The 25803-nt window shown below is 67.1% G+C and carries 26 protein-coding genes; 21 read left to right on the forward strand and 5 right to left on the reverse strand.

Annotation, left to right across the window (positions count from 1 at the left end; all coding sequences use genetic code 11):
• The first annotated feature begins 215 nt into the window (after window positions 1–215).
• The 3 genes from ISP25_RS14720 (at window position 216) to ISP25_RS14730 (ending at window position 4013) form a co-directional block, all read left to right on the forward strand.
• Window positions 216–1238, forward strand: a complete 1023-nt coding sequence (locus ISP25_RS14720) for a TraB/GumN family protein (RefSeq protein WP_404614934.1) — start codon at window positions 216–218, stop codon at window positions 1236–1238.
• A 145-nt stretch (window positions 1239–1383) separates the two neighbouring features.
• Entirely contained in the window at window positions 1384–2466 is a 1083-nt protein-coding gene (locus ISP25_RS14725) for a TraB/GumN family protein (RefSeq protein WP_404614936.1), read from the forward strand.
• 158 nt (window positions 2467–2624) lie between these two features.
• A complete protein-coding gene (locus tag ISP25_RS14730) occupies window positions 2625–4013 on the forward strand; it encodes a GGDEF domain-containing protein (RefSeq protein ID WP_404614938.1) in 1389 nt (462 codons plus the stop codon).
• Window positions 4014–4019: 6 nt separating this feature from the next.
• On the opposite strand, the gene ISP25_RS14735 is transcribed toward ISP25_RS14730, so the two are convergent.
• From ISP25_RS14735 to ISP25_RS14745, 3 genes are all read right to left on the reverse strand, one after another.
• Complete coding sequence (locus ISP25_RS14735) at window positions 4020–4967, reverse strand: aldo/keto reductase (protein ID WP_404614940.1); 948 nt, start codon at window positions 4965–4967, stop codon at window positions 4020–4022.
• 47 nt (window positions 4968–5014) lie between these two features.
• Window positions 5015–5329, reverse strand: coding sequence for a hypothetical protein (locus ISP25_RS14740; RefSeq protein WP_404614942.1), 315 nt, complete (start codon window positions 5327–5329; stop codon window positions 5015–5017).
• A gap of 215 nt (window positions 5330–5544) precedes the next feature.
• The gene (locus ISP25_RS14745) at window positions 5545–5754 is read right to left on the reverse strand and encodes a hypothetical protein (protein ID WP_404614944.1); all 210 of its coding nucleotides are present in this window, start codon (window positions 5752–5754) and stop codon (window positions 5545–5547) included.
• Window positions 5755–5857: 103 nt separating this feature from the next.
• Between ISP25_RS14745 and ISP25_RS14750 the strand changes: the two genes are divergently transcribed.
• From ISP25_RS14750 to ISP25_RS14765, 4 genes are all read left to right on the forward strand, one after another.
• Window positions 5858–6781 (forward strand): LysR substrate-binding domain-containing protein, encoded by a 924-nt coding sequence (locus ISP25_RS14750; RefSeq protein WP_192159397.1) that lies wholly within the window; start codon window positions 5858–5860, stop codon window positions 6779–6781.
• Window positions 6782–6859: 78 nt separating this feature from the next.
• Window positions 6860–7522 carry an NYN domain-containing protein gene (locus ISP25_RS14755; protein ID WP_192159399.1) on the forward strand — a complete coding sequence of 221 codons (663 nt, stop codon included), beginning with the start codon at window positions 6860–6862 and terminating at the stop codon, window positions 7520–7522.
• Between the two features lie 77 nt (window positions 7523–7599).
• Entirely contained in the window at window positions 7600–8469 is an 870-nt protein-coding gene (locus ISP25_RS14760; protein WP_404614946.1) for a class I SAM-dependent methyltransferase, read from the forward strand.
• Between the two features lie 24 nt (window positions 8470–8493).
• Window positions 8494–9024: a pseudouridine synthase gene (locus ISP25_RS14765; protein ID WP_404614948.1), complete on the forward strand. Its 531-nt coding sequence runs from the start codon at window positions 8494–8496 to the stop codon at window positions 9022–9024.
• A gap of 275 nt (window positions 9025–9299) precedes the next feature.
• Here ISP25_RS14765 and ISP25_RS14770 read toward each other — a convergent pair whose 3' ends face one another.
• A complete protein-coding gene (locus ISP25_RS14770) occupies window positions 9300–9989 on the reverse strand; it encodes an ArsR/SmtB family transcription factor (protein ID WP_404614950.1) in 690 nt (229 codons plus the stop codon).
• A gap of 84 nt (window positions 9990–10073) precedes the next feature.
• Here ISP25_RS14770 and ISP25_RS14775 point away from each other — a divergent pair, with 84 nt between their 5' ends.
• Entirely contained in the window at window positions 10074–10706 is a 633-nt protein-coding gene (locus tag ISP25_RS14775) for a flavin reductase family protein (RefSeq protein WP_404614952.1), read from the forward strand.
• A gap of 1 nt (window position 10707) precedes the next feature.
• Here the strand turns inward: ISP25_RS14775 and ISP25_RS14780 are convergent, their stop codons facing one another.
• Window positions 10708–11508 carry a TatD family hydrolase gene (locus tag ISP25_RS14780; protein ID WP_404614954.1) on the reverse strand — a complete coding sequence of 267 codons (801 nt, stop codon included), beginning with the start codon at window positions 11506–11508 and terminating at the stop codon, window positions 10708–10710.
• Window positions 11509–11707: 199 nt separating this feature from the next.
• On the opposite strand from ISP25_RS14780, the gene gspE reads away from it, so the two are divergent.
• The 13 genes from gspE to hrpB all read left to right on the forward strand — a co-directional run bounded on the left by gspE (window position 11708) and on the right by hrpB (window position 25789).
• Window positions 11708–13441, forward strand: a complete 1734-nt coding sequence (gene gspE / locus ISP25_RS14785; RefSeq protein ID WP_404614956.1) for a type II secretion system ATPase GspE — start codon at window positions 11708–11710, stop codon at window positions 13439–13441.
• 228 nt (window positions 13442–13669) lie between these two features.
• Window positions 13670–14887 carry a type II secretion system inner membrane protein GspF gene (gspF, locus tag ISP25_RS14790; protein WP_192159422.1) on the forward strand — a complete coding sequence of 406 codons (1218 nt, stop codon included), beginning with the start codon at window positions 13670–13672 and terminating at the stop codon, window positions 14885–14887.
• A 42-nt stretch (window positions 14888–14929) separates the two neighbouring features.
• Window positions 14930–15355, forward strand: coding sequence for a type II secretion system major pseudopilin GspG (gene gspG / locus ISP25_RS14795; RefSeq protein WP_192159515.1), 426 nt, complete (start codon window positions 14930–14932; stop codon window positions 15353–15355).
• Between the two features lie 9 nt (window positions 15356–15364).
• Window positions 15365–15877, forward strand: a complete 513-nt coding sequence (locus ISP25_RS14800) for a GspH/FimT family pseudopilin (RefSeq protein ID WP_404614958.1) — start codon at window positions 15365–15367, stop codon at window positions 15875–15877.
• Between the two features lie 5 nt (window positions 15878–15882).
• Window positions 15883–16287 (forward strand): prepilin-type N-terminal cleavage/methylation domain-containing protein, encoded by a 405-nt coding sequence (locus ISP25_RS14805; protein WP_404614960.1) that lies wholly within the window; start codon window positions 15883–15885, stop codon window positions 16285–16287.
• Entirely contained in the window at window positions 16284–16952 is a 669-nt protein-coding gene (locus tag ISP25_RS14810) for a prepilin-type N-terminal cleavage/methylation domain-containing protein (RefSeq protein ID WP_404614962.1), read from the forward strand. Before ISP25_RS14805 ends, ISP25_RS14810 begins: the two co-directional genes overlap by 4 nt.
• Window positions 16949–17809 carry a type II secretion system minor pseudopilin gene (locus ISP25_RS14815; protein ID WP_192159433.1) on the forward strand — a complete coding sequence of 287 codons (861 nt, stop codon included), beginning with the start codon at window positions 16949–16951 and terminating at the stop codon, window positions 17807–17809. The genes ISP25_RS14810 and ISP25_RS14815 overlap by 4 nt, the downstream gene beginning before the upstream one ends.
• A gap of 34 nt (window positions 17810–17843) precedes the next feature.
• A complete protein-coding gene (locus tag ISP25_RS14820; protein ID WP_404614964.1) occupies window positions 17844–19007 on the forward strand; it encodes a PilN domain-containing protein in 1164 nt (387 codons plus the stop codon).
• Entirely contained in the window at window positions 19004–19651 is a 648-nt protein-coding gene (gene gspM / locus ISP25_RS14825) for a type II secretion system protein GspM (RefSeq protein ID WP_404614966.1), read from the forward strand. Before ISP25_RS14820 ends, gspM begins: the two co-directional genes overlap by 4 nt.
• A complete protein-coding gene (locus ISP25_RS14830; protein WP_192159437.1) occupies window positions 19648–20337 on the forward strand; it encodes a general secretion pathway protein GspN in 690 nt (229 codons plus the stop codon). The genes gspM and ISP25_RS14830 overlap by 4 nt, the downstream gene beginning before the upstream one ends.
• Complete coding sequence (gspD, locus tag ISP25_RS14835; RefSeq protein ID WP_404614968.1) at window positions 20337–22775, forward strand: type II secretion system secretin GspD; 2439 nt, start codon at window positions 20337–20339, stop codon at window positions 22773–22775. The genes ISP25_RS14830 and gspD overlap by 1 nt, the downstream gene beginning before the upstream one ends.
• A gap of 43 nt (window positions 22776–22818) precedes the next feature.
• Window positions 22819–23172: a hypothetical protein gene (locus ISP25_RS14840; protein WP_404614970.1), complete on the forward strand. Its 354-nt coding sequence runs from the start codon at window positions 22819–22821 to the stop codon at window positions 23170–23172.
• 106 nt (window positions 23173–23278) lie between these two features.
• Window positions 23279–25789 (forward strand): ATP-dependent helicase HrpB, encoded by a 2511-nt coding sequence (gene hrpB, locus ISP25_RS14845; protein ID WP_404614972.1) that lies wholly within the window; start codon window positions 23279–23281, stop codon window positions 25787–25789.
• Window positions 25790–25803: the final 14 nt, after the last annotated feature.

Here is a 25803-nt window from a genome sequence, read left to right on the forward strand (position 1 = left end):
CGCCGGAACGCAGTGCGGACGATCGCCGTCGCCGTGCTGCGTTCCGGCGCGATGAGGCCGCCATCCGCGACCGGTTCGTTTGCATCGCGCACCCGCTGCCCTCATGGACGCACGAATGCAGCGGGTCAGACTGCGTGGCGAGAGATTTCTAGCGGCTTCGAAACCGCACGATACTCATTGGTAATTCTGGAGATTCCCGAGCGGAAATGGAGCACATGATCCGGGCATCCTGGCTACTGTTGCTGCTTTGCATCCTTGCCGGGCCGATGCGCGCGCAGACGGCCGCCGCACCCGCCCACGCATCCACGGCCGCCGTCACGCTGGCCCCGGTCAGCGTCACCGGCGTGCAGCTCGGACCGGGCCTGTGGAAGGTGAGCCGGGAAGGGCATGTGCTGTGGGTGCTTGGCACGCTGACGCCGCTGCCCGAGCACATGAAGTGGCGTTCGGCGCCGGTGGAAAAGGCCTTGGCGCAATCGCAGGAACTGCTCGAAGTGCCGGCGGCCCGTCTCAGGCTGGACACCAGCGCCTTCGGCAAGCTGCTGTTGCTGCCGTCTGCATACGACGCGCGCAGGAACCCCGACGACGCCACCCTGCAGCAGTCGTTGCCGTCACAGACGTATGCACGTTGGCAGGCAATGCAAGACCAGTACGGCGTGCACGGCTGGGGCAGCGCGCACTGGCGTCCGATCGTGGCAGCGTTCGAGCTTTACAAGGCGGCGTTGGCCAAGGGAGGGCTGACCGACGCGGACGAGGTCGCGCATGCCATCGAAAAGCTGGCACGGCGACACGGTGTGAAGCGCACGCCGGTCGAGTACGAAATAGTGGTCGCGCATCCGCGCGACGCAGACGAGACCATCCGTGAAACCCAGCAGCAGGACATCGGCTGCCTGCAAGAGACCATGGACATGGTGGCGCATGGCGTGGATGTATTGGCAGTGCGCGCCAACGCCTGGTCCAGCGGCGATGTTGCCGCGCTGCGCGGCACTTCGCAGGAAGTCGCCCGCGAGGCATGCGTGGTTGCTGCGATGAACGCCGATTTTGCGCGACAACTGGATATGCGCGATCTTCCCGCGCGGATCGATGCCACCTGGCTCTACGCGGCAGAGCAGGCGCTGGCGCGCAATGCAACCACCTTCGCCACGTTGCCGATGGACAAGCTGCTGTCGCCCGATGGACCCCTCGCGCGGCTCGAAGCGGAAGGCTACGTCGTTCAGCCGCCGGACGAAGCTGATCCGTAAGAGCTTGCTCACGATCGCGCGTGTCCGTTCAAGCGTCGTTGTCTCGTTCGGGTGAACATCCATCAACCGGCGCGGTCAGAGCGCTGCCGACGGGCGGCTCTCGCCTGGATGCCGATACCCGTTATTGACCACGAGGAAGAACCTGATGCGTCCCTGGATTGTGCTGTTGAGCCTGATGCTGGTCGTGTCGGCCGCCGCTGCCGTGCCGATGCAGACGTCGCCGGCGAGGCCCTCGACGGTAGCGCCGCCGGTACCGGCCAACGTGCCGTTGCTGGCACCGACGGTCGTCACTGGCGTGGTATCCGGGCCGGGCCTGTGGAAGGTGAGCAAGGATGGCCATGTGCTGTGGGTACTGGGCACGCTATCGCCGCTGCCCGCCCACATGCAGTGGGAATCGCACCAGGTGGAACAGGTGATCGCACGCTCGAAGCAGGTGTTGACGCAACCGAGGCTCGAGTTGAAGGCGGATATCGGTTTCTTCGGCAAGCTGTTCCTCTTGCCCAGCGCCTATGGCGCGCGCAAGAACCCGGACGGCAAATCGCTGAACCAGGTGATGGATGCGCCCACTTACGCGCGATGGTTGATCTTGAAACGGAAGTACATCGGCGACGACCGCGGCATCGAGCGTTGGCGACCGCTGTTCGCGGCGCAGGAGCTGTACAAGAAGGCGCTCAAGGCGAATGACCTCAGCAACGATGGCGGCGTGTCGGGCACGGTGGCTGCACTGGTGAAGAGCGGAGGCATGGTCGAAACGCCCGTGCAATACCGCGTGGAGATCCAGCATCCGGGCGACGCGCTCAAGGCCTTCAAGGCTGCCGCGCCCAGCGATATCGAATGCTTCAACCGCACGCTGGATGCCGTCGAACACGACTTGCCGGCGATGGCCGAACGCGCCAACGCCTGGGCCACCGGCGATCTCGAAGCGTTGCGGACGCAGCCCGACAGCCATCGCCGCGATGCTTGCGTCAATGCGATCACCAGCGCCGGCTTCGCGCGACAGCTGGGTCTGGCGGACATACCCGCGCAGTTGGAGGCCGCATGGGTGGCGGCTGCGCGTGATGCCCTGACGAAGAACGACACCAGCTTCGCCATGTTGCCAATGGACGAATTGATGGCGACGGACGGCTATCTCGCCAAGCTGGCCGCACAGGGCTATACGGTGGAGTCGCCGGAACAGCAGGACGCGACGGAGCCGGATATCGGGGTCGCCCCGGCCACATCGAGATAGCTCATAGGCGTTTGCGCGTTTTCCCGCCAGGGCGTATTTATCTCCATAGCGCCATGGGGCGCCGTGAACTGGGTCGACGGATGCGCGTCATCGGATGGCTAGCCGGGTTGTTCATCGTGCTTCATGGGGTGGCGATCATATGCTTCCCGAACCATGCGATGGGCGTTTCGTACGTATTCCTGATGGCGGCGCCGATGTTGGCGATGCTGACGGTGCTCCACCGCCACCGTCGCGGGCAGGCGCACTCTCCGTACCCGGGCTGGGTCCTGCTGGCGGCCAGCATGGCCTTGTGGACGCTTGGCATGCTGGGGAGTCTCATCCAGGACGTGGTGCTGGACCTCAACGTATTGGCTCCAGCCGGCATCATGCTGGTCTACACGTTGTATGGCGTACCGATCACCTACGCCATCGCCACCGTGGGCACCGATGCATCGACGTGGGTACAGCGGGGCATCGACGCGTTTCTCGCGCTTGCCCTGGGATTGCTCTATTTCGCCCTGATCCAGGCGTTGAACGCGTTGAACGTCGTCGGCAACGACGTCTCGCCGCCGCTGATCGCGCATCTGTTCGACCTGGAGAACGCGTACCTGGCCATTACGGCACTTATCCGCTTCTTCGCCAGCGACTCCAGATCCCAACGCGAGTTCTTCGGGGTGTTGGTGATCTACGCCGTCAGCTACGCGCTGGTGGCGTTCTACTACAACCATCATGTGGCGATGGATGTGGCGCCGCGAACGGGCTCACTCTATGACCTCGTGGTCGACGTGCCGTTCATGCTGCTGGCGGTGAGCAGCCTGGCGCCCCCGTTGAAGGGCATGTCGAAATCGTCGCTGGTGCCGGCGCGCTTCGTGCGCACCGCCAGCCCGCAGTTGCTTGCGCTGTCCGTATTGGTGGTGGCGATCTTCCTGATGCAGCATCGCTTTGTCTTGGGGGCGGCCGGCGTAGTGGCGACCTTGCTGGGATCAGGACTGCGCGGCGTGCTGGGGGAGGTGCGCCGTGCGCAGATCGAAGCGCAGTTGCGCGACGACCAGGAACGGCTGGTGGAACTGGCGCACATCGACGTGCTTACCGGGGTCGCCAACCGGCGCGCTTTCGAGGAGGCCTATGCGCGCATGTACGCGGCTGCCATCCGCAATCGGCGAGGCATCTCGCTGCTGATGATCGACGTCGATCGCTTCAAGCAATACAACGACCGCTATGGGCACCCCGCCGGCGACCGCTGCCTGCAGTCCGTGGCAGGGGTCCTGCAGGACCTGGAAAAGCGGCGCTCGGATGTGCTGGCACGCTACGGTGGCGAGGAATTCGTGCTGCTGATGCCGGACACCATGCGTGCCGGCGCGCTGCTGGTGGCGCAATGCCTGTGCGACGCGGTAAGGCAACTGGGCATCGAGCACGCGGACAGTCCGTCCGGCCAGGTGACGGTCAGCATCGGCGGTGCCTCGCTGGACGCCACAAATGGAACGACGGGTCGGGAGCTGATCGAGGCCGCCGACCGCGCTCTGTATATCGCCAAGGAGGCTGGCCGGGATCGGGTCGAATGGGCCTGACCGCGACTACATCCCGCTGGCCTGGTCCAGCGCGGCGATCTCGTCCGCGCGCAAGGTGAGCGACAGCGCACCCATGATCTCCGCGAGCTGCGCCACGCTGGTCGCGCTGGCAATCGGCGCGGTGATGCCCGGATGGGCGATCAGCCATGCCAGCGCCACCTGTGCGGACGTGGCCCGGTGTGCGGCAGCCACCGCGTCGAGCACATCCAGCACGCGCAGGCCGTGCGGGTTGAGGTAGCGCTTGGCCGCGCCGCCGCGCGCGCTGCTCTTGGCTAGGTCGGCCGCGCTGCGGTACTTGCCGGAGAGGAAGCCGCTGGCCAGCGCGTAGTAGCAGACCACACCCAGACCTTCCTCGCGTACCAGCGGTTCGAGTTCCACCTCGTAGCCGGCGCGCGCGACGAGGTTGTACTCCGGCTGCAGGCATTCGTAGCGGGGCAGGTTGTGCTGCTTCGACAGCGCCAGCGCGTCGGCGACGCGATCGGCGCGGAAGTTGGAGGCGCCGATGGCGCGCACCTTGCCCTCTTCGATCAGCCGCGCGAATTCGCCCAGCGTTTCGTGCATGGGCACGCTGGCGTCGTCTTCGTGCGCGAAGTAGAGATCGATGCGGTCGGTCTGCAGGCGCTGCAGCGAACCTTCCACCGCGGCGCGGATGTTGACTGGGGAGAGGCCGGGATGCTCGGCCCATTTCGCCACCTTGGTGGCGAGCAGCACGCGGTCGCGCTTGCCGCTCTGCTTCAGCCATTTGCCGATGATGGTTTCGGATTCGCCGCCTGCATTGCCGGGTACCCAGGCCGAGTAGACATCCGCGGTGTCGACCATGTTGCCGCCGCCGTCGACGAAGGCATCGAGCAGTTGGAACGCGTGCGCCTCGTTGACACTCCAGCCGAACACGTTGCCGCCGAACACCAGCGGGGCGATGGAAAGCGGCGAGCGGCCGAGCGGGCGGTTCTGCATGAATATCTCCTGGCGCGATGCGGCTGGATGGAGCCGTGGACGCCGAGTCAGCTCGTTCCCTCGGCGGCGACCATGACGAAGTGCTGGACCAGCGGTTCGAACTCCAGCAGATAGTCCCGGTCCTCGGGGTAGTACTTGGCCTTCAGCAACTCGTCTCCGGCGAAAGCACGAATGCTTTCCTCCGAATCCCAGTGCGTCACCGTCATGAAGTGCGTGACCTCGGCGTCATCCCGCCGAAGCACGGCGACAAATCGGTTGCCGGGAACGGAACGGTAGTCCGGAATGGCGCGTCGCTCAAGGAAGCCCGCGTAGGCATTGGCCTTGGAGCGTGGCGTGATCCCGTGCCATATGCGACAGATCATGGTGTTCTCCTGCCATCGCCGCCGGCAAGCGGCTTGTCTTCGACTTCCATCGGACCACGAATATGTTGCCGGCGACGAGGTCCACGGTGCCGTCATGAAGCCGATGTGGAGTCTGCAAGAACGATGAGGCCTTGTGGGTGTCCGCTCGGGCTTGCGAGATGAAGCCGACCGCCAGCCGGACGGATCCGAACTGGCAGTCGCTCCTCCCTGCATTGTCAGGGCGAGTTGATGAGAAACAGGTAGCGCGCGGAGCGGGTAACGGCGCCCCACGAGTTCCGCCTGGCCGCGGTCTCCGGCGTGGTCAGCCGCTTGACCGCGTCACGCAGGGGCAGGGGCTGCTGATCCTCATCGGTCAGCTGGCGGACGAGTTCGGGGGAATGCACATGGCCGTGCTGCAGCAGCAGGCCGACGAAGGGCGAGCGCATGGTGAATTCCTTGCAAGTTGGGGTGGGGATGGATGCAAGGTAAGGCCTGGCGTGATGCCGAAAAAGCGATATCTTCGCAAGCCTGACTTGAGGATCATTCAAGATGACGCGGCTCTCGCTGGACCTGTTGCAGCAGTTCGTGCTGGTCGCCCGCCACGGCAAGCTGTCGCGCGCCGCGGAGCAGGCCCATCTCACGGTGAGTGCGCTCAGCCACCAGATGCGCCAGCTGGAGGAACGGCTGGGCCGACGCCTGCTCGAGCGTGGCCCACGCGGAGTAAGCCTCACCGTGGAAGGCTGCCGCCTGTTCGATGCAGTGGGCGTGCACTTCGACGGCATCGAGCACGCTTTGCTGCGCTACCGTGAATACCGTCACGACGCACTCACCTTGAGTGCAAGCCCCGGCATCATGTCGAGCTGGCTGATGCCACGGTTGCCACGCATGGTGGCGTCGCATCCGGACCTGGAACTCAATCTGCAGTCCTCGTCGGCACTGGTGGATTTCGAGCGGGAGCCGGTGGACTGCGCATTGCGCTACGGGCGCGGCGAATGGCCGGGCCTGCACGCCGACCGGCTGTTCGCCGAGTGGCTTGCGCCGGTAGCGACGCCCGAACTGGTGGCGCGCATGGGCGGAGCCAACCCCGAAGACCTCAGCGACTGGCCGCTGCTGGGCGACCCGAATCCGGCCGATCGCTGGCGCGACTGGTTCGCGCGCTATGGCGGCAGGCTGCCCTCGCGCCGGGTGGCGAACTTCGACAGCCTCGATGCCGCGCGTCATGCAGCGCTGGAAGGTCTCGGGGTCGGCCTGGGCCGCATGGTGACCTCGAAGTCGCTGATCGACGCCGGCATGCTGGTGGTGCTGGGCCACAACTACATGCCAGTGCCGGAGGCGTATTGGCTCGTGTACCCGCCGCGCTCGCAGGAGCATCGTGGGTTGCAGGCCTTCCGCGAGTGGCTGCTGGCCGAGGCGAAGACCTTCCGCGAGCAGATGCACGTATGGGAGCCGGATGCGGTGCTCCCCGTCGCCTGACCCGCATTGCGTAAAATGCAGATGCGCCACCGTGCGCAAATCATGACTCTTTTTTACCGCGTCATATAAGGATCTCCTATGCAACGTACCGCCATCCTCGTCGACGGCGCCTTCTTCCTTGCGCGCTACCGGAAAGTATGGGGCGAGCGTGACGCCAACGACGCGCGCACCGTGGCCAAGACCGTATTCGGCATGGCACTGGAGCATCTGAAGGCGCTGGACCGTCCGCGCGAATCGCTGTACCGCATCTTCTTCTACGACTGCCCGCCGCTGGAAAAGAGCTTCGTGCGTCCGGTGAGCGGCGACGTCGTGGATTTCGGGCGCAGCGGCGCCGCAGCGTTCCGTCGCGAGCTGCACGATCAATTGCGCCGCCAGCGCAAGATGGCGCTGCGGCTGGGCCGGCTCGCCGAACGCGGCGAATGGAAGCTGAAGTCCCATGCCATGCAGCAGCTGCGCGACGGCAACCTGCACTGGGACGATCTGGGCGACGAGCACTACGAGCCGGACATGCGCCAGACCCAGGTGGACATGAAGATCGGCATCGACATTGCCGCGCTGGCCTACAAGCAGCTGGTGGACCAGATCGTGCTGGTGGCGGGCGATGCGGATTTCATTCCCGCTGCGAAGCTGGCGCGGCGCGAAGGGATCGACTTCATCCTCGACCCGATGTGGCAGGGCATCGCTTCGGACCTGCACGAGCACATCGACGGATTGCAATCGGTGTGCCCGCGACCGTTCTGAGCCGGTACGGCCTGTCATCACTCCGCGCCCGCCATCCCGCATACTGGGCGGACCATATCCATGCACAGGAGCCTTCCATGAAACATCCAATGATTTTTGGGGCCGGCGCAGCGCTGCTGTTGACCATGGGCATGGCTACCTCGCCCAGCCACGCGCAACAGGCAATGCCACATCAGCCGGCGGCCGCGTCGGTGCCGCCGGGGAGTGCCAGCCGGCTCGACGCCGCTATCGCTGGCACTTGGCGCACGCCGACGAATCGCGCGCGCGACCTCTACCGCCATCCCAAGGCCACGCTGCAGTTCTTCGGCGTGCAGGCCAACCAGACGGTGGTCGAGATCATCCCGGGCGGTGGCTGGTACACCGAGATCCTGGCACCGCTGCTGCGCGACCGCGGCCATTACATCGCCGCCGTGGAAGCGCCTGCCGGTGGCGAAGCGAAGCGCGACGACGACGCGCTGCGCAGGAAGTTCGCCGCCAACCCGGCCGAATACGGCAACGCCCATGTCGTCGAGTTCGATCCCAAGGCGCCGGTGTTCGGTCCGCCCGGCTCGGCCGACCGGGTGCTGACGTTCCGCAACGTGCACAACTGGGCGGAAGCCGGCACCGCAGAGGCGATGTTCAAGGCGTTCTTCGCCGTGCTGCGCCCGGGCGGCGTACTCGGCGTGACCGACCATCGCGCGGCGCCGGGCGCCACCCTGGATGCAGTAATGTCCAGCGGCTATCTGCCCACCGACTATGTGATCAAGCTTGCCACCGACGCCGGCTTCAAGCTCGAGGGCCAGAGCGAGATCAACGCGAACCCGAAGGACACCAAGGACTATCCGAAGGGCGTATGGACCTTGCCGCCCACGCTGACGCTGGGCAACCAGGATCGGGCGAAGTACCTGGCCATCGGCGAATCGGATCGCATGACGCTGCGCTTCGTGAAGCCGGCTGCGGCGCACTAAGTCGTTGTCGCACATGCAGCCGTCATGTTGATTGCGCTCAACAAGCCCTACGGCGTGTTGTGCCAGTTCACCAGCGACGACGGTCGGCCCACGCTGGCCGACTACGTGCGACAGAAGGGCGTCTACGCAGCCGGCCGGCTGGACCACGACAGCGAGGGTTTGCTGCTGCTCACCGACGATGGCCCGCTCGCGCACCGCCTTACCGACCCGCGCCACAAGCAGCCAAAGACCTACCTGGTGCAGGTGGATGGAACGATCGACGACGTAGCGCTCACCGCGCTGCGTCGCGGCGTGGTGCTGAACGATGGCCCCACCTTGCCGGCGCTCGCCGAGCATGCCGATGAACCGGATTGGCTGTGGCCGCGCGACCCGCCGGTACGCTTCCGCAAGGCCATCCCCACCAGCTGGCTCACCGTCACCCTGCGCGAAGGTCGCAACCGCCAAGTGCGCCGCATGACCGCCGCGGCGGGCTTCCCTACGCTGCGGCTGATCCGCTTGCGCATCGGGGAGCACGCACTGGATGGTCTTGCGCCGGGCGAGTGGCGGCGGCTTTAGAGGCGCGCTCCAAATTTCTGCGCAACCGTAATGGTGGCTATCTGGAAATCCCCGAGCTTACCGATACGGCTCGGTGCGACCGCCGCGTCTATCGCGTAGGCGGGAGTGGCCCCAACGTTTTCGACGCAGTCTGCTTGTAGTCCCAGCGGATTGAATGAGGCCATTTCTCTGGGTTACTTCGGAGTTGCTCCGGACATCTCTGTTTCTTGCGACAACACAGAGCACGCTATTGCGTACTCGAAGAGAAGGTTTGCACAGGCGCCAAACCGGTGCACTCAATCGTCGAGGACGATGCCAAGTCGGCGCAGTTCGCTGCGCCCGGGCGGCGTCAACAGCAGGGCGCGTGAACCGTCATGGCGGCGCAGCCAATCGCGGCGCAGCAGATGTTCGGTGATCGCCACGCCCAACGAGCCGCCGAGGTGGAAGCGGCGCTCGGTCCAATCCAGGCACCCGCGCCCCGCCAGCGCCTGCCCGGCTCCGTGCGGAAGCAGGCCGGCCGTTTGCAGTGCTTCAGTCCCCGTGGCGGTAAGCCGCACCGACTGTTCGCCGAGCTCGATCCAGGCCTGCCGGCGCAGTGCTTCATAAAACGCCACGCCCAACCGTCCGGCGAGGTGGCGATAGCAGGTGCGGGCAAAGGCCAGCGGCCGCGTTCCGGCCGTGGATTTCGGAAGACATTGCTGCGGCGCGCGCAACAGGGGAAGCGCTTCTAGCACCTGCACGACCTGGTCGTTGGCCACGCGGAAATAGCGATGCCTGCCCTGATCCAGCACTTGCAATAGACCGCCTTCCACCAGCCGACCCAGGTGCGCGCTGGCCGTGCTGGGTGCGATGCCGGCCATGCGCGCCAGTTCGCCTGCGGGCCGCGCACGCCCATCCACCAGGGCCAGCAGGATTGCCGCACGCGACGGGTCGGCGAGCAGGCTGCCGATCTCGGCGAGCTGGTAGCGGGTGGGGGCGGCGTGCATGGACGCATGCTAACGCGCCCTTGCCGCTGACACTTCGTTGGCCGCCGAAACATGAAGGGTGCCGCTGCCGCGACGATGGTGTCCATGCAAACGCCCATTCCCATTCCCATTCGCACCATCCATCCGCGCATCCTTTATTTCGGCACGCCGGTGCTGTTGATCGCCACGCGCAACGAAGACGGCAGCGCCAACCTGACTCCAATGTCCTCGGCCTGGGCGCTGGCCGACCGCATCGTGCTGGGCCTGGCCGAAGGCGGCCAGGGCCTGGCCAATCTGCGGCGCGAACGCGAATGCACCTTGAACGTGGCAGGGCCGGAACAATGGCGCGCGGTGGAGGCGCTGGCGCCGACCACCGGCTGCGATCCGGTGCCGGACTGGAAGGCGGGCTATCGCCACGTGGCCGACAAGTTCGCGCTGGCCGGACTGACGCCGCTGCCTTCGGAGCAGGTGCGGGCGCCGCGCGTCGCGGAATGTCCGTTGCAGATGGAAGCGCGCGTGGCGGCGTGTCACGCACGTTCCGTCGACGACTGGAAAAACGACGCCGGCGGCTTCGTCACCGTGGAGACGGAAGTGCTGCGGGTATATGCGCACGAAGAGATGGTTCTCGACGGCGGCAACCACATCGATCCGCAGCGCTTCCGCCCCCTTCTGTACGTGTTCCGCCACTACGTCGGTGGCGGTCCGACGCTGGGGCGCACCTTCAAGGCCGAGGTGTAGCTCAGGCCGCGGCGGTATCGAGGCCGAAGAAACGGCAGGCGGTGGCGGTGGTCATCGCCGCGGTCTGTGTGGGGCTCTCGCCGCGGTCGCGCGCGACTTCCGCGCAGATGTGCCTTAGGTACATCGGTTCGTTGCGGCGGTGGCTGGGCTGCGGGCGCACGGTGCGCGGCAGCAGGTAGGGTGCGTCGGTTTCTATCATCAGGCGGTCGGCGGGAATCTCGCGCACCAGTTCGCGCAGATGGGTGCCGCGCCGCTCGTCGCAGATCCATCCGGTGATGCCGATGTGGCAGTCCAGCGCAAGGTAGTCGTGCAATGCCTCGCGGCCGTCGGTGAAGCAGTGCACCACGGCGGCCGGCACGCGGTCGCGCCAGCGCCTGAGCAGGGCGATGAAATCCTCGTGCGCATCGCGCTGGTGCAGGAACAAGGGCTTGCCCAGCTCCGCCGCGATCGCCAGCTGGCGTTCGAACACGTGCAGTTGCACGTCGCGCGGCGAGTAGTTGCGGTTGTAGTCCAGGCCGGTCTCGCCCACTGCGCGCACCGCAGGATCCTGCGCCAGTTCGCGCAGGCGCGCATCGGTGGCGTCGTCGTAGTCGATCGCGTGGTGCGGGTGCACGCCGGCCGTGGCCCACAGCCTGTTGGGGTGCGCATGCGCCAGCGCCAGTGCGTGCTCGCTGCCTTCGCGCGAAGCGCCGGTGACGATCATCCTTTCCACGCCATGTTCTTGCGCGCGCTGCAGCACGGCGTCGAAGTCGTGGCGGAAGGATTCGTGGCCTAGATTGGCGCCGATGTCGACGAGCTGCATGGGGAACCCGGTGAAAAGCGCCATTGTCACAGACTGGCGCGGGGCGGCAAGAGCAGCGGATCGGCGCGGACTTGTGGCGCCGCGCTCGCCAGTCGCTCCGTCGATGTGTTACCTATGTGCGTTCGCCGTGCGGCTTCGGGGGAGGGGCACGGTCGAAAGGCATTTACTTGGCAGTCGCGATTCGCGGGCGGGGTGACGTATGTCGGCAGTAGTGCAGCCGGCGCGGGATGAGGAAGCGGCAACGGTGGACGGGCGCGAGGCGGCGGTATGTGCGCTGCTGGTGGCGCGCGGCCGCCTGAAGGACGGCGACCTGGTGCGGGCCCGACGGCTGCACGAGGAGGCTACCGAAGGCACGCTCACCGCATTGCTAGCGCGTCTGGGTCTGGTCAACGAGCGCGAGCTGGCCGAAGCATGGAGCGAATTGCTCGCCGTGCCGCTCTTGTCCGTCCGTGATGCGCCCGAGCTGGCACCGCCCGATCTCGAACTCTCGTTGCGCTTCCTCAAGCAGCAGCACGTGGTGCCGGTGAGCGACGGCGAACACGGGCTGGCGCTGGTGATGGCCGATCCCGCCGACCCGTATCCGCTGCAGGCGGTACGGCTGGCGGCGGCCAGGCCGGTGGCGCTGCGCATCGGCCTCCGTTCGGAGATCGACGACCTGATCGAGCGTTATTACGGCAGCGGCCGTTCGGCGATGGGCACCATCGTGGAGAACATCGACGGCGGCACGTCGGAAGTGGACGACGTGGAGCACCTGCGTGACCTCGCCAGCGAAGCGCCGGTGATCCGCCTGGTCAACCTGATCCTGCAACGCGCCGTTGAACAACGTGCTTCCGACGTGCACATCGAGCCGTTCGAGAATCGACTCAAGGTGCGTTACCGCATCGACGGCGTGTTGCACGAGGTGGAGGCGCCGCCGTCCAGCTCGACCGCGGCAGTGATTTCGCGCGTGAAGATCATGGCCAAGCTCAACATCGCCGAGCGCCGCCTGCCGCAGGATGGCCGCATCCAGTTGCGGGTGCAGGGCAAGGAGCTGGACTTGCGCGTATCCACCGTACCGACCAGCTTCGGCGAGTCGGTGGTGATGCGCATCCTCGATCGCGAGTCGGTGGTGTTCGACTTCTCAACATTGGGCTTCACCGACAGCTTCCAGTCGCGCTTCGTCGAAGTGCTCGAGCGCCCGCACGGCATCCTGCTGGTCACCGGCCCCACCGGCTCGGGCAAGACCACCACGCTGTACACCGCGCTGTCGAAGATCAACACGCCGGACGTGAAGATCATCACCGTCGAGGATCCGGTCGAATACCAGATCGAGGGCATCAACCAGATCCAGGCCAAGCCGCAGATCGGGCTGGATTTCGCCGCTGCGCTGCGCTCCATCGTGCGCCAGGACCCGGACGTCATCATGATCGGCGAGATGCGCGACCTGGAGACCTGCCGCATCGCGATCCAGTCGGCGCTCACCGGCCATCTCGTGCTCTCCACCTTGCACACCAACAGCGCGTCCGGCGGCATCACGCGCCTGCTGGACATGGGCGTCGAGGATTACCTGCTCGGTTCCACCGTCAACGGCATCCTCGCCCAGCGCCTGGTGCGCAGGCTCGACCCGGAAACGGCGATTCCCTATGAGCCTTCGCCCGAGGTGATCCGCCAGTTCGAGCTGGAGAAATACGCTGGCGGCAAGCCGATCCGCCTGTGGCGGGCCGGCTCCAGTGCGGCCAATCCCAGCGGCTATCGCGGCCGGCAGGCGATCATGGAATTCCTGGTGATGAGCGAGCCGCTGCGTCGCCTGGTGATGCAGAAGGCCGACGCCGGCGAGATCGAGAAGCAGGCGCGCGCCGAAGGCATGCGCACCATGTACGAGGACGGCATCGCCAAATCCCTCGCCGGTGTCACCACGCTGGAGGAGGTGCTGCGTGTCACGCAGGAGGGCTGATGCGCTTGCTCCCCTGTCACGGGGGATGACTCCTCCCCTCCTCTGGAGAGAGGGCTGGGGTGTGGGGCGGGTGCTTGCCATGAAGCAAGTCCAGGGCGTGCTTCGAAGCAGGCGTGCCGCAAGATTGGTCCCTCATCCCAACCCTCTCCCTCGAGGGGAGAGGGTGCAAACGTGCCGTGCGGGTTCGCTGCCGTTCGAGCGTGCCGGTGGTGGGGAGCGGCGGACTCCATGAGCCAGTTCCAGTACAAGGCCATCAGCGAAGCCGGCGAATTGCTGCAAGGGCAAATGGAGGCCGGCAGCGTCGACGAAGTGGTGGCGCGGTTGCAGGACCAGGGCCATACACCGCTGGAGGCACAGGCGGCCGATGCGATGGGTGGCGGGTCCGGTCTTGCGGCGCTGTTCAAGCGCGGCCCGTTCAACGGCGACCAGCTCGCGCAGTTCACGCACCAGCTGGCGACCTTGCTTGGCGCGGGCCAGCCGCTGGACCGCGCACTGGGCATCCTGCTCGACCTGCCCGAGGGCGAGCGCGCGCAGAAGCTAATCGAACGGGTGCGCGACCGCGTGCGCGGCGGCATGCCGCTGTCGCAGGCGCTGGACGAGGAACACGGCGTGTTCCCCAAGCTCTACATCGCGCTGGTGCGCGCAGGCGAGGCAGGCGGCTCGCTGGAAGATACGCTGCGCCGGCTGGCCGACTATCTCGAGCGCTCGCAGGCCCTGCGCGGCAGCATCATCAATTCGTTGATCTACCCGGCCTTCCTGCTGGTGGGCGTGCTGGGCTCGTTGGTGTTGCTGCTGGCCTACGTGGTGCCGCAGTTCGTGCCGATCTTCGAAGACATGCAGGTGCCGCTGCCGTGGATCACCAAGGCGGTACTGGCGTTGGGGCAGACCTTGCAGTCGTGGTGGTGGCTGATCGCCCTGCTGCTGGCCGGCGGCGTGTCCTACCTGCGCGTACGCCTGCGCGACCCGGCCGCGCGACTGGCCTGGGATGCGCGCCTGCTGCGCATGCGTGTGGCCGGCCCGCTGCTGCTGAAGGTGCAGACCGCGCGCATCGCACGCACGCTGGGCACGCTGCTGAAGAACGGCGTGCCGATGCTGGGCGCGCTCGCCATAGCGCGGCAGGTCGCCGCCAACCGCGCGCTGGACGCGGCGCTCGCACAAGCACACGAGCAGGTGAAGGAAGGCTCAGGCCTGGGTTTCGCGCTGGGTCAGGCCAAGGTATTCCCGCGGCTCGCCCTGCAGATGGTGCAGGTGGGCGAGGAAGCCGGCGAACTCGACACCATGCTGCTCAAGGTGGCCGATACCTTCGAGCTGGAAAGCCGCCGCTCCATCGACCGCCTGCTCGCCGCGCTGGTGCCCGCGCTCACCGTGGTGATGACCGTATTGGTGGGCCTGATCATGGCGGCGATCCTGCTGCCGCTGCTCAGCCTCACCAGCAATATCCAATAGCCATCGCACATCGTTCCGGAGTTCGACATGACGAGGTCTTGCATGCAGTACAAACGCATCCGCTCCATCCGCCGCGCCGCCGGCTTCACCCTGCTCGAAATGCTCGCGGTGATCGTGCTGATCGGCGTGGTCGGTGCCGTGGTGGTGACCCAGGTCGGCAAGAACATGGACAAGGGCAAGTACGGTGCGGGCAAGGCGCAACTGGTGACGCTCGGCCAGAAGGTCGAAAACTACGCGCTGGACAACGGCGCACCGCCGCAGCAACTGGAAGACCTGGTCGCCAAGCCCGCGAATGCGCCGAACTGGCAAGGTCCCTATGCGAAAGAATCCGAACTGAAGGATCCGTGGGGCCACGCCTTCGGCTACAAGGCGCCCGGCGAACACGGCAACTTCGACCTGATCTTCTACGGCCGCGACGGCAAGCCCGGCGGCGACGGCTACGACAAGGACGTGGGCAACTGGCAGTAGGCCCGTCGCATGCGTTGCGCAGTGCGTCACGATCCGTCGTCCGTCTCCCTGCATCCCGGGAGAAGGGCGCGTCGTGGCCAGTACGGCTTCACCCTGCTGGAAATGCTGGTGGTGATCCTGCTGATCGGCATCGCGGCGGCGGCGGTGTCGGTGTCGGTGACGCAGGGGCTGGCCAGCGCGCGCATCAATGCAGCCAGCGGCGAGATCGCCGCCGCGCTGCGCGCCACCCGTGCGCAGGCCATCGTGCAGGGCAAGCAGCAGTATTTCGACGTGGACCTTCGCAATGACACATACAGCGATGCGAAGCGCAAGGACGTGCGCCTGCCCGCGGGCCTCAAGCTCTCCATCACCAGCGCGCTGGAAGATCGCCCGAACGACTACACCGGACGCATCCGCTTCTTCCCCGACGGCAGTTCCACCGGCGGCCACATCATCCTGACCAGCGGTCGTCGACAGTGGCGCATCAACGTGTCGTGGCTCACCGGGCAGGTTGCGGTGGTGGACCAGGTGGCGCAACGGTGAAACACATGTCCCGCCAGCACGGCTTCAGCCTGCTCGAAGTCATCGCCGCGATGCTGCTGCTGGCGATTGCCTTCGCGGCGCTGATGAAGGTGGCGGGAGGTGCGATCCGGCTTTCACACAACGCGGCGGCGCATGACGAAGCGGCGCTGCATGCGCGCAGCCTGCTCGACAGCGCCTTCGTCACCGAGCCGCTGGCGCCGGGCAGCAGCAACGGCAGTTTCGACGACCACTATCGATGGACGCTGGACGTGACGCCGTGGCAGGCGCCTGGCGCGTCGCCCGGAGGCAGCCTGCAGCTGTATCGGCTGGACCTGACGGTGCAATGGGGCAGTACCGCGCATCCGCAGGTCGCGCATTTCGCCACCTTGCGCCTCGGCAGGCCGCAGGCGCCGTCGGGTGGTGGCCCATGAAACGGCAGCGCGGCTTTACCCTGCTGGAGGTGCTGGGCGCGCTGGCCCTGCTTGCCTTGCTGCTGGTGGCGGTGTACGGCGGTGTGCGCAGTGCGGTCCATGCCGTGCATTCCGGCGGCGCGGCGATCGGCCGCGTCGACGAGATCGGTTCGGCGCAGCGCTTCCTGCGCAGCGAACTGTCGCAGGCGCTGGCGCAACCCATAGCCCACACCGACAGCGGCCGGCCGATCTACTTCAGCGGCAGCGAGCACGAGATGCGTTACGTCGCGCCGTTGCCCGGCTACCTCGGCAAGCTGGGGCCACAGTTGCAGGTGTTGCGGCTGGTGGATGGCGGCAAGGGCGAACAACGGCTGGAGCTGCAACTGTCGTTGCTGCCGCCGGACGGCCAGCCGCCCAAGCCGCTGGGCGAACCGCAGGTGCTGCTCGACCACATCGTGAAAGGCGGCTTCGATTACCGCGGGCGCGACGTACAGAACCAGCTGATGCCGTGGGGCAGCGACTGGGCCGACGGTACGCGCATGCCGCAACTGGTGCGCATCCGCCTGCAGACGTGGGGCGGCTATGACTGGCCCGAGTTGAGCGTGCCGCTGCGTGTGGATGCCGCTGCCGCAGGCGGCCACGTCGGCTTGCTGCCGGGCAGCATCCCCTTCGGAGGCGCGCGATGAAGCAGCCGGCCGGTCAACGCGGCGTGGCCCTGCTGCTGGTGCTGTGGGCCTGCACCCTGCTGGCGATCCTGCTGGGTGGCTATGCCGTGCTCGCACACACCGAGGCGTTGCAGACGCGCTACCAGTTTGCGGAGGCGCGCGCGCACTATGCCGCCGAGGCAGGGGTGATGCGCGCGCTGGTCGCCTTGCAGGACCCCGATCTCAAGCGGCGCTGGGTGGCCGATGGTCGCGCCTATCCGTTTCCGTTCGATGACGCCACGGTGCAGGTGTCGATGATCGACGAAGGCGGCAAGGTCGATCTCAATGCCGCCTCGCCCGAGGTGCTGCAGGGGCTGTTCCGCGCCGCCGGTCTGGATGCGGCGGCTGCCGGCAAGCTCGCCGCCAACGTGGTGGACTGGCGCAGTTTCGTCGCCGAGGCGGGTCAGGCGGACAGCGCGCGTGCCGCCTATGCCGCCGCCGGGCGCGACTATGGTCCGCGCCACGGTCCGTTCGCCACGCTGCAGGAATTGCAGCTGGTGCTGGGCATGACGCCGGAGCTCTACCAGCACCTGGAACCGGCGATCACGATCTGGTCCGGACGCGCCATCCCCGATCCGACCACCGCGCCTCCCCTGGTGCTGGCCGCGATTCCCGGGGTGGATCCGCAGCAGGTGCAGGCCCTGTTGGCCGCACGGCAGCAAAACGGCGGTAGCGGCACCTCGCCCATCGGCGGCGGGATCACGCATAGTATTCGTTCGCAGGCCGAGCTGGCCGACGGCACGCGCGCGGTGATCCGCGCCACGATCCGTCTGCAGCAGAGCAGGATGGGATCGCAGCCGTATACGGTGCTGCGCTGGCAGGAGGGTGACGGGGAATGAATACTGCAACGACATCGCTGCGGTTATGGGAGCCATGAGAAGGTTCCCTATGGAGCGCTTGCGCCATGGCTGGCGCGCTTCGCCCTTGCCGGGCTTTTTCGCGTGGTGGGGCGGCGAGCTCGTCCCGTTGCTGCCGGCGCGCTGGCGCGACGCGCTGGCCGGTGGCACCGGTTGGCACCTGCTGCAACAGGCCGATGGCGACTGGCGCTTGCGCCGGGCCGGCCACGCCGAGCCGTTGGCGCGCTGGAGCGACGCCCTCGATGCCACCGCGCAACAGGCCGCCTTGGCCGACGCATGGCGAGGCACCGACCCCGAGGATCGCCGGCTTGCCCTGCTGCTGCCTGCCGACGCGGTGCTGCGCCGTGTGCTGCAACTGCCGCTGGCCGCGCGCGGCAAGCTGCACCAGGTCGCCGGTTACGAAATGGACCGGCAGACACCGTTCCACGCGGCGCAGGTGTATTACGCGGTGCGCGAGCTCGCGCAGCCTGCCGCCGCCGGTCGTTGCGCGGTTGAGCTGCTGGTGATCCGCCGCGATACGCTCGATCCGCTGCTGGCCCGGCTCAAGACGCTGGGCATCGCCGTGGATGCGGTGGATCTGCCCCAGGGCGCCGGCCGCCTGGGCATCAATTTGCTGCCGCCGGAGCATGCTTCTCACCGCACCCGTCCGCGCCTGCGCCTGAACATCGCGCTGGCCGCCGCCGCCGTCGTGCTGTTGCTGCTGGCGATGGGCAGTTGGCTGCACAACCGCGAGGATGCGTTGGCACAGATGCAGGCGCAGGTCGATACGTTGCGCGGCGGCGCGCAGCAGGTGGCCGCGCTGCGCAAGCAACTGCAGGATGACGCCGGCGCGGCGGGCTTCCTGGCGCGGCGCAAGGCGCAACGCCCCACCGTGCTCGGCGTGCTGCTCGACCTCACCAACCGCCTGCCGTCTACCGCATGGATGGAGCGCTTCAGCCTCGACGACAGCGGGCAGATGGGCTTCCAGGGCCAGAGCCCGCAGGCGGCGAAGCTGCTCGACGCGCTCAAGGGCTCGACCCTGCTCGACAACGCGAATTTCCAAGGCAGCATCCAATCCGATCCCGCCACCGGCAAGGAGCGTTTCTACATGGTGGCGCAGCTGCACAAGCCCACGCCGGAGCGGGCTGCTGGCGGGAAAGGCGATGCCTCCCAGCCGGCCGACAGCGGGAGCACGCCATGAAGGCGCTGAAGCTCACTCCGCGCGACAGCCGCATCGCAGCCGTTGGCCTGCTGCTGCTGGCCTTGTTGCTGGCTTACTTCCTGCTGCTGCACTGGTGGTTCGTGGCACCGTTGCGCGACATCGATGCACAGATGGATGACCTGCGCGACACGCAGAGCCGCTACGCTGCCGCCATCGCCGAAAAACCGCTGCTGGAAAAACGCCTGGCCGCGCTGGGCGCGGGCCAGGCTGCCAGCGACGCCTATCTGCCCGACGACGATCCGAACACCGCCGCCGCCGATCTGATGCAGCGCGTGGTGGATGCCGTGGCCGGGCATACCGAAGGCGGCAGCTGCAAGGTGACGCAGAAGATGCCGGTGACCAATCCGCAGTCCGCGCCGGATGAGCCGTACCGCAAGGCCGCGGCCAGCATCAACCTGAGTTGCGACATCCAGCCCCTGGTGGCTGTGCTGCAATCGCTGGAGCAGGGCACGCCCTACCTGTTCGTGGACAACCTCAACATCTACCGCAACCCGATTGCCGTGCAAGGCAACGGGTTGCCGCTGGAAGTGCAGTTCACCGTCTCCGGCTACGTGCGTCCTGGCAACGGCGGTGCGACCGCGCCGTCGTCGCCCGCGGCAGGGCAGCCTGGAGAGTCGCCATGAATGCTGCCAGCCAACGCCGGCTGACGGCCGTACTCGCGACGCTCGTGCTGTTACTGGGCGTGCTGTGGCTGACACTGCTGTTCGGCTTCGGTCGCGGCGTGCGCTGGGACGCACCGCGCGCCGCGCCTCCACCTTCCGCGGCCGGCCCGCACACCGGCCTGCCGGCACCGGTGCCGCTGGCGGTGTTTGCGCCGGTGTGGCAGCAGTCGCTGTTCAGCCCGGATCGCAAGCCTGAAGTGCATGCCGCCAGCGGCGGCAGCAGCCTGGGTGACCTCCAGCTCACCGGCATCATCCTCACTCCGCAGCTGCGCATGGCGCTGCTGCACGACAACAACGGCAACCGGGAGCTGCGCCTGCGCGAAGGGCAGTCGCTGCCCGACGGCAGCGTCAGCGTGATCGAGGTGAAGCAGCGCTCGGTGATCCTCGACTCCCCGCAAGGCCGCACCGAACTGAAGCTGCCGCCGGGCGCGACGATCGATGTCGCGAAGCCGGTCGCCGGCGCTCCGCCACCACCACCGCCCTCGCCACCACCGGGTGTCGAGATGATGACGCCGGTGCCGCATCTGCCCGGCCAGATGCCGCCCCAAGCCAACCCGCAACAGCTCGAACGCCTGCGCCAGCTCAGGGCTGCCGTACTCCAGCACCGCGCGGCCAATCAGGCCGCGAATCCCGAAGGAGCTCACTGATGTACCGCCAGTCCACTTCCATGCGTTTGCGGCAGCGCCTCCGGATCAACCTGTCGCATGTCGCCGTGCTGGCCGTGTTCGCAGCGCTGTCCGGTTGCGCCAGCCAGCCGCCCAAGCTCGACGATTCTTCGCTGCAACGCGAGGCGATGGCCGGCACGCATGCGCCGGTGCCGGCGCCGCTGCCGCTCGACAACGACCAGAACACCACCACGAACTCCACGGCGCTGCCGCAGATCAGTCGCGGCAGCGGCCAGTTCGTGCATGCCACGGGGCTGGCTACGCCGCGCCCGTCGCCTGCCGGCCCGAACGGCGTCACCTTCAACTTCGAAAACCAGCCGGTGCAGGCGGTGGTGAAGGCGATCCTGGGCGACCTGCTCAAGAAGAACTACACCATCGTGCCCGGCGTGCAGGGCAACATCTCCTTCTCCACTTCCGAACCGGTGGACGCCAACCAGGCGCTGCCGATCCTGGAGACCCTGCTGTCGTGGACGAACAACGCACTGGTCGAGCGCGGTGGCAGCTACGTAGTGTTGCCGGAGAAGGACGCGGTGGGCGGCAACCTGGTGCCCAGCCTCGGCGCAACGGCACCGGCCGGCGGCTTGCAGGCGCGCCTGTTTCCGCTGCACTACATCGCCGCCGGCGAGATGGAGAAGCTGATCAAGCCGTTCGCGCGGCCCGACGCGGTGCTGCTGGTCGATTCCGCGCGCAACGTGATCGTGATGTCGGGCACGCCGGATGACCTGGCCAATTACCAGCGCACCGTGAGCACCTTCGACGTGGACTGGCTGCGCGGCATGTCGGTGGGCGTGTTCAACCTGCAGAACGCCGACGTGGATCAACTGATGCCCAAGCTGGACGAGATGTTCGGCTCCAAGGGCGACACGCCGCTGGCCGGCATGGTGCGTTTCATCCCGATCAAGCGCACCAACGCGCTGGTGGTGATCAGCACGCAGCCGAACTACGTGGACGAGGTGGGCGACTGGATCGCGCGCATCGACCAGGGCGGCGGCAACCAGCCGCAGCTCTTCGTGTACAACGTGCGCAACATGAAAGCTTCGGACCTGGCCAAGTATCTGGGGCAGCTCTACGGCAGCAGTTCGGGTGGCGGTTCCGGTGGCGGCGAAGTCGGACCTGGCCTCACCTCCGGTACCTTGGGCAGCAGCGACAACGCACGCGGCTCGGCCAGCGGCATGGGGAGCACCGCAGGCAGCTTCGGCAGCAGCAATACCGCGATGGGCGGCCAGAGTGGACTGAACAGCGGCGGTCTCGGCAACACCGGTGGCGGTTTCGGCAGCACGGGCAGCGCAGGCGGTTTCGGCGGCAGCGGCGCCGGCAACGGCATGACTGGCGGCGCCGCATCCTCCGGCAGCTTCGGCACCGCCAACGCCGGCAACCAGGACCAGCAGTACACCTCGCAGGACGGCAGCATCCACATCGGTTCGGTGGATTCCAACAACCAGCTGCTGGTGCGCGCGCGGCCCTCGCAGTGGAGCGAGATCGAGACCGCGATCAAGCGGCTGGACAACGTGCCATTGCAGGTGCAGATCGAGACCAGGATTCTCGAGGTCGACCTTACCGGCCAGTTCCAGTTCGGCGTGCAGTGGTACCTGCAGGGTCTGGCCAACAGCACGCCCACCGGCACCGGCTTCAACGACAACGGTGCCACCAGCATCTATCCGGGTGCGCATCGCCAGATCGCCCTGGGCCAGGGCACCAATGCGTACGGCGGCCAGCCGTTCTTCTATTCCTTCCTCAGCAGCAACGGCAAGTTCCAGGTGGCGCTCAGCGCGCTGGAGCAGAGCGGCAACACCAAGACGCTGTCGGCACCGTCGCTGGTGGTGCTCAACAACCAGGTGGCGCACATCCAGGTGGGCAACCAGATTCCGGTCAACCAGACCTCCATCGTCGCGGGCCTGACCACCGGCACGGGCAGCACCACCACCGCCAGCAACGTCACCTACCTGCCCACCGGCGTGATCCTCAACGTGCAACCGCGGGTCAATCCGGGCGGACTCGTCTACCTCAGCATCGACCAGCAGGTCAGCTCCACCCAGGGCGCCGCGAACTCGCAGGGCAACTACACCATCGCGCAGCGCGAGATCGGTACCCAGGTGGCCGTGCAGAGCGGCCAGACCGTGCTGCTCGGCGGCCTGATCCAGGACGAGCAGGACAACACCGACACCGGCATCCCCGGGCTCAACCGCATCCCGGTGCTGGGGCGCCTGTTCGGCAGCACCAGCCACACCCGCAACCGTACCGAACTGATCGTGCTGATCACCCCGCGGGTGATCCGCAACAGCGAGGAGGCGCGCCAGATCACGGACGACTACCAGCAGGGCTTCGAATCGCTGAGGCCGCTGTATGCCACGCCGGCGGCCGGCACGACGACTTCAGCCGGGCAGGCGGGCTCAGCGCAGACGGCGCCATTGCGGCACTGACGGATGACATGCATATGCTGAAACGAGTGCAGGGTGAAGCTGCATGAGTGACGAAGACGCGGAATGCCGTGCGTCGCCCTCTTGGTCGAAGGTGCGCAATGCTGCGTTTGTCGTTGCTGGGTTGGTTTATGTCGCCTGCAGGCTGCACCCGTTTCCGTTGGGTACATGGGAAAAGGATTGGGCTTGCGTAGGAATGGGAGGCCTGTTCGTCTGGTCGGCGTTGTTGGATATTCGCCTCGGCGTGACGATGGGCCTTCACACTTTTAAGCAATACAAGCGCTCAGACGATGCTGTGACATTTTGGATGACACTCGCATTTCCTAGCCTCGCGGGCGGATTTCTGATGGTAGGGGCGCTTGGTGACTTGCTTGGTTTTTGGAATTGGCGAAATTGGTGATCGGCAGTCCTCGCATGGACTTTGCGTAACTTCCAGGCATCGATAGCGAGTCATTTCGGCTTCCAGTTCCCGGCCCTATCAAGGCGGTTGGGTATCATCGCCGCGCATGAATCCTGCCCCATCTAGCTTTCCGATCACCCCGCTGCTCCCCGACATCCGCGCGTCGCTCATGGCGACGCCGCGCTTGGTGCTGGAAGCGCCGCCCGGCGCGGGCAAGACCACCCAGGTACCGCTGGCACTGCTTGACGCGCCGTGGCTGGATGGCCGGAGGATCGTAATGCTGGAGCCCCGCCGCATCGCCGCGCGCGCCGCCGCGCAGTTCATGGCGCGGCAGTTGAACGAGGAGGTGGGGCAGACCGTCGGCTATCGCATCCGCTTCGAGTCGAAGACCAGTGCGGCCACGCGCATCGAGGTCGTCACCGAAGGCATTCTCACGCGACTGATCCAGGATGATCCCGAGCTTGCGGGTATCGCAGCGATCCTGTTCGACGAATTCCACGAACGCCATCTCGCGGGCGACCTGGGCGCTGCCTTGGCGTTGGACGTGCAGGCCACGCTGCGGCCCGACCTCCGGCTGGTGGTGATGTCCGCCACGCTGGACGGCGAGCGTATCGCGCGCTGGCTGGAGGCGCCCCGACTCAGCAGTCCCGGTCGCAGTTTTCCGGTGCGCATCGAGCATCCCCCGGCGCGCACGCAGGAAAGCCTGGAACATCACCTCGCGCGCGTGGCGAAGCAGGCGTTGTCGGAGAACGACGGCGATGTGCTGGCCTTTTTGCCGGGCCGGCGCGAAATCGCCCGGGTGCAGGCGCTGCTGGAAGAAACTCTTTCCCGTCGGGAGGGGGAGGAAAACCTCGAAGTCGTGCCGCTGCACGGCGAGTTGTCGCTGGCTGAGCAGCAATGGGCGCTGTCGCCCGCCGAAGCGGGCACGCGGCGCGTCGTGCTGGCCACCAACGTGGCCGAGTCCAGCGTCACCTTGCCCGGCATTCGCGCGGTGATCGACAGTGGCCTTGCGCGCGAGCCGCGCTTCGATCCGAATTCCGGCTTCACGCGGCTGGAGACGGTGGGCATTTCGCAGGCTTCCGCCGACCAGCGCGCAGGTCGCGCAGGGCGCGTCGCGGAAGGCGCCGCCTATCGTCTGTGGCCGCAAAGCAAACGGCTGGATCCCGCGCGCACGGCGGAGATCGCGCAAGCGGAACTCTCCGGCCTTGCGCTGGAACTCGCCGCGTGGGGCAGCACCGCATTGCCATGGCTGGATGCGCCGCCTAGCGGCGCGTTGGCGCAGGCGCGCGAATTGCTGGCGGATCTTGGTGCGCTGGATGGCGATGGCCGCATCGCCGCGCTGGGCCGGCGCATGCTGGCACTGGGTGCCACCCCGCGTCTGGGCGCGGCCGCGCTGCGCGCGCCGGACACGTTGCGTGCACTGGTCGCCGACCTGCTTGCGCTGATGGAGGCGCGTTCGCCGCTGCGCGGCGAACAGGCGCGCAGCGACGACTTCCGCCTGCGCGTGGCTGCACTGCATGCGTGGCGCGACCGTCGTGGCCATGGCGCGGACGCCGGCGCGCTGGCTGCCATCGAACAGACTGCCAAGGGCTGGCGCAGGCGCCTCGACATACGTACGCCTGCCAGTGGCACGCCCGACAGCCACGCCGTGGGCGACCTGCTGCTGCATGCTTTCCCCGACCGCATCGCGCGCCGCGACGAGGCCAATCCGTTGCGCTACACCTTGTCCAACGGCCGTGGCGCACGCCTGCATGACAACACCGCCTTGCTGGGCGAGCCGTGGCTGGTGGCGCTCGACCTGCGCTTCGATGCGCGCGACAGCCTGATCCTCGCTGCCGCGCCGTTCGATCCGCGCGTGCTGGAGCGCGACTATCCGCAGCGCTTCGTGCGCGAACGCACGCTGCGCTGGAACGAGACCCGTGGTGCGGCGGAAGCGTTCGAGGAACACCGCTACGCCGCCATCGTGCTGGAACGCCGCAGCGTACCAGTGCAGCCGGAAGACGCCTTGCCCGCCATGCTTGCCGCGATCCGCGGCAAGGGACTGGAGGCGCTGCCGTGGAGCGAACACGTACGACGCCTGCGACTGCGCGTGCAGGCCTTGCGCGAATGGATGCCGGAGCTGGGCCTGCCCGACGTTTCCGACAAGCGGCTGCTCGCCACGCTGGACGACTGGCTGGCGCCGTACCTCGGCGGCAAGCGCAGGCTGGATGCACTGGAGGCGGAGGAGCTTTCGCAGGCGCTGTCGTCCCTGCTCGACCATGCGCAACGGCAGGCGCTGGACGCCCACGCACCCGATGCGCTGCTGGTGCCCAGCGGCCAGACGCGCCGACTGGAATACGCGCCCGATGCGCCGCCGGTGCTGGCGGTGAAGCTGCAGGAGCTGTTCGGCCTCGCCGACACCCCGCGCGTAGGCGGTGGCCGAGTGGCCGTGACCCTGCACCTACAGTCTCCCGCCGGCCGACCGATACAGGTCACGCAAGATTTGCGCAGCTTCTGGGAGCGCACCTACCCGGAGGTAAGGAAGGAGCTGAAGGGTCGTTACCCGAGGCATCCGTGGCCGGACGATCCCTGGACGGCAACGCCGACGCATCGGGCCAAACCGCGCGAGCGGAACTAGCGACCCGCGGCACG

The organism is Rhodanobacter hydrolyticus (assembly GCF_044904645.1).

Excerpts from the sequence above, each read along its gene's own strand:
- hrpB (WP_404614972.1), top strand. The coding sequence starts at position 23,279 with ATGAATCCTGCCCCATCTAGCTTTCCGATCACCCCGCTGCTCCCCGAC.
- ISP25_RS14725 (WP_404614936.1), top strand. The coding sequence starts at position 1,384 with ATGCGTCCCTGGATTGTGCTGTTGAGCCTGATGCTGGTCGTGTCGGCC.
- ISP25_RS14730 (WP_404614938.1), top strand. The coding sequence starts at position 2,625 with ATGGGCGTTTCGTACGTATTCCTGATGGCGGCGCCGATGTTGGCGATG.
- ISP25_RS14765 (WP_404614948.1), top strand. The coding sequence starts at position 8,494 with ATGTTGATTGCGCTCAACAAGCCCTACGGCGTGTTGTGCCAGTTCACC.
- ISP25_RS14815 (WP_192159433.1), top strand. The coding sequence starts at position 16,949 with ATGAAGCAGCCGGCCGGTCAACGCGGCGTGGCCCTGCTGCTGGTGCTG.
- ISP25_RS14820 (WP_404614964.1), top strand. The coding sequence starts at position 17,844 with ATGAGAAGGTTCCCTATGGAGCGCTTGCGCCATGGCTGGCGCGCTTCG.
- ISP25_RS14720 (WP_404614934.1), top strand. The coding sequence starts at position 216 with ATGATCCGGGCATCCTGGCTACTGTTGCTGCTTTGCATCCTTGCCGGG.
- ISP25_RS14775 (WP_404614952.1), top strand. The coding sequence starts at position 10,074 with ATGCAAACGCCCATTCCCATTCCCATTCGCACCATCCATCCGCGCATC.
- ISP25_RS14740 (WP_404614942.1), bottom strand. The coding sequence starts at position 5,329 with ATGATCTGTCGCATATGGCACGGGATCACGCCACGCTCCAAGGCCAAT.
- gspD (WP_404614968.1), top strand. The coding sequence starts at position 20,337 with ATGTACCGCCAGTCCACTTCCATGCGTTTGCGGCAGCGCCTCCGGATC.
- gspE (WP_404614956.1), top strand. The coding sequence starts at position 11,708 with ATGTCGGCAGTAGTGCAGCCGGCGCGGGATGAGGAAGCGGCAACGGTG.
- ISP25_RS14800 (WP_404614958.1), top strand. The coding sequence starts at position 15,365 with ATGCGTTGCGCAGTGCGTCACGATCCGTCGTCCGTCTCCCTGCATCCC.
- gspM (WP_404614966.1), top strand. The coding sequence starts at position 19,004 with ATGAAGGCGCTGAAGCTCACTCCGCGCGACAGCCGCATCGCAGCCGTT.
- gspG (WP_192159515.1), top strand. The coding sequence starts at position 14,930 with ATGCAGTACAAACGCATCCGCTCCATCCGCCGCGCCGCCGGCTTCACC.
- ISP25_RS14750 (WP_192159397.1), top strand. The coding sequence starts at position 5,858 with ATGACGCGGCTCTCGCTGGACCTGTTGCAGCAGTTCGTGCTGGTCGCC.
- ISP25_RS14810 (WP_404614962.1), top strand. The coding sequence starts at position 16,284 with ATGAAACGGCAGCGCGGCTTTACCCTGCTGGAGGTGCTGGGCGCGCTG.
- ISP25_RS14760 (WP_404614946.1), top strand. The coding sequence starts at position 7,600 with ATGAAACATCCAATGATTTTTGGGGCCGGCGCAGCGCTGCTGTTGACC.
- ISP25_RS14780 (WP_404614954.1), bottom strand. The coding sequence starts at position 11,508 with ATGCAGCTCGTCGACATCGGCGCCAATCTAGGCCACGAATCCTTCCGC.
- ISP25_RS14745 (WP_404614944.1), bottom strand. The coding sequence starts at position 5,754 with ATGCGCTCGCCCTTCGTCGGCCTGCTGCTGCAGCACGGCCATGTGCAT.
- ISP25_RS14755 (WP_192159399.1), top strand. The coding sequence starts at position 6,860 with ATGCAACGTACCGCCATCCTCGTCGACGGCGCCTTCTTCCTTGCGCGC.
- ISP25_RS14830 (WP_192159437.1), top strand. The coding sequence starts at position 19,648 with ATGAATGCTGCCAGCCAACGCCGGCTGACGGCCGTACTCGCGACGCTC.
- ISP25_RS14840 (WP_404614970.1), top strand. The coding sequence starts at position 22,819 with ATGAGTGACGAAGACGCGGAATGCCGTGCGTCGCCCTCTTGGTCGAAG.
- gspF (WP_192159422.1), top strand. The coding sequence starts at position 13,670 with ATGAGCCAGTTCCAGTACAAGGCCATCAGCGAAGCCGGCGAATTGCTG.
- ISP25_RS14735 (WP_404614940.1), bottom strand. The coding sequence starts at position 4,967 with ATGCAGAACCGCCCGCTCGGCCGCTCGCCGCTTTCCATCGCCCCGCTG.
- ISP25_RS14770 (WP_404614950.1), bottom strand. The coding sequence starts at position 9,989 with ATGCACGCCGCCCCCACCCGCTACCAGCTCGCCGAGATCGGCAGCCTG.
- ISP25_RS14805 (WP_404614960.1), top strand. The coding sequence starts at position 15,883 with ATGTCCCGCCAGCACGGCTTCAGCCTGCTCGAAGTCATCGCCGCGATG.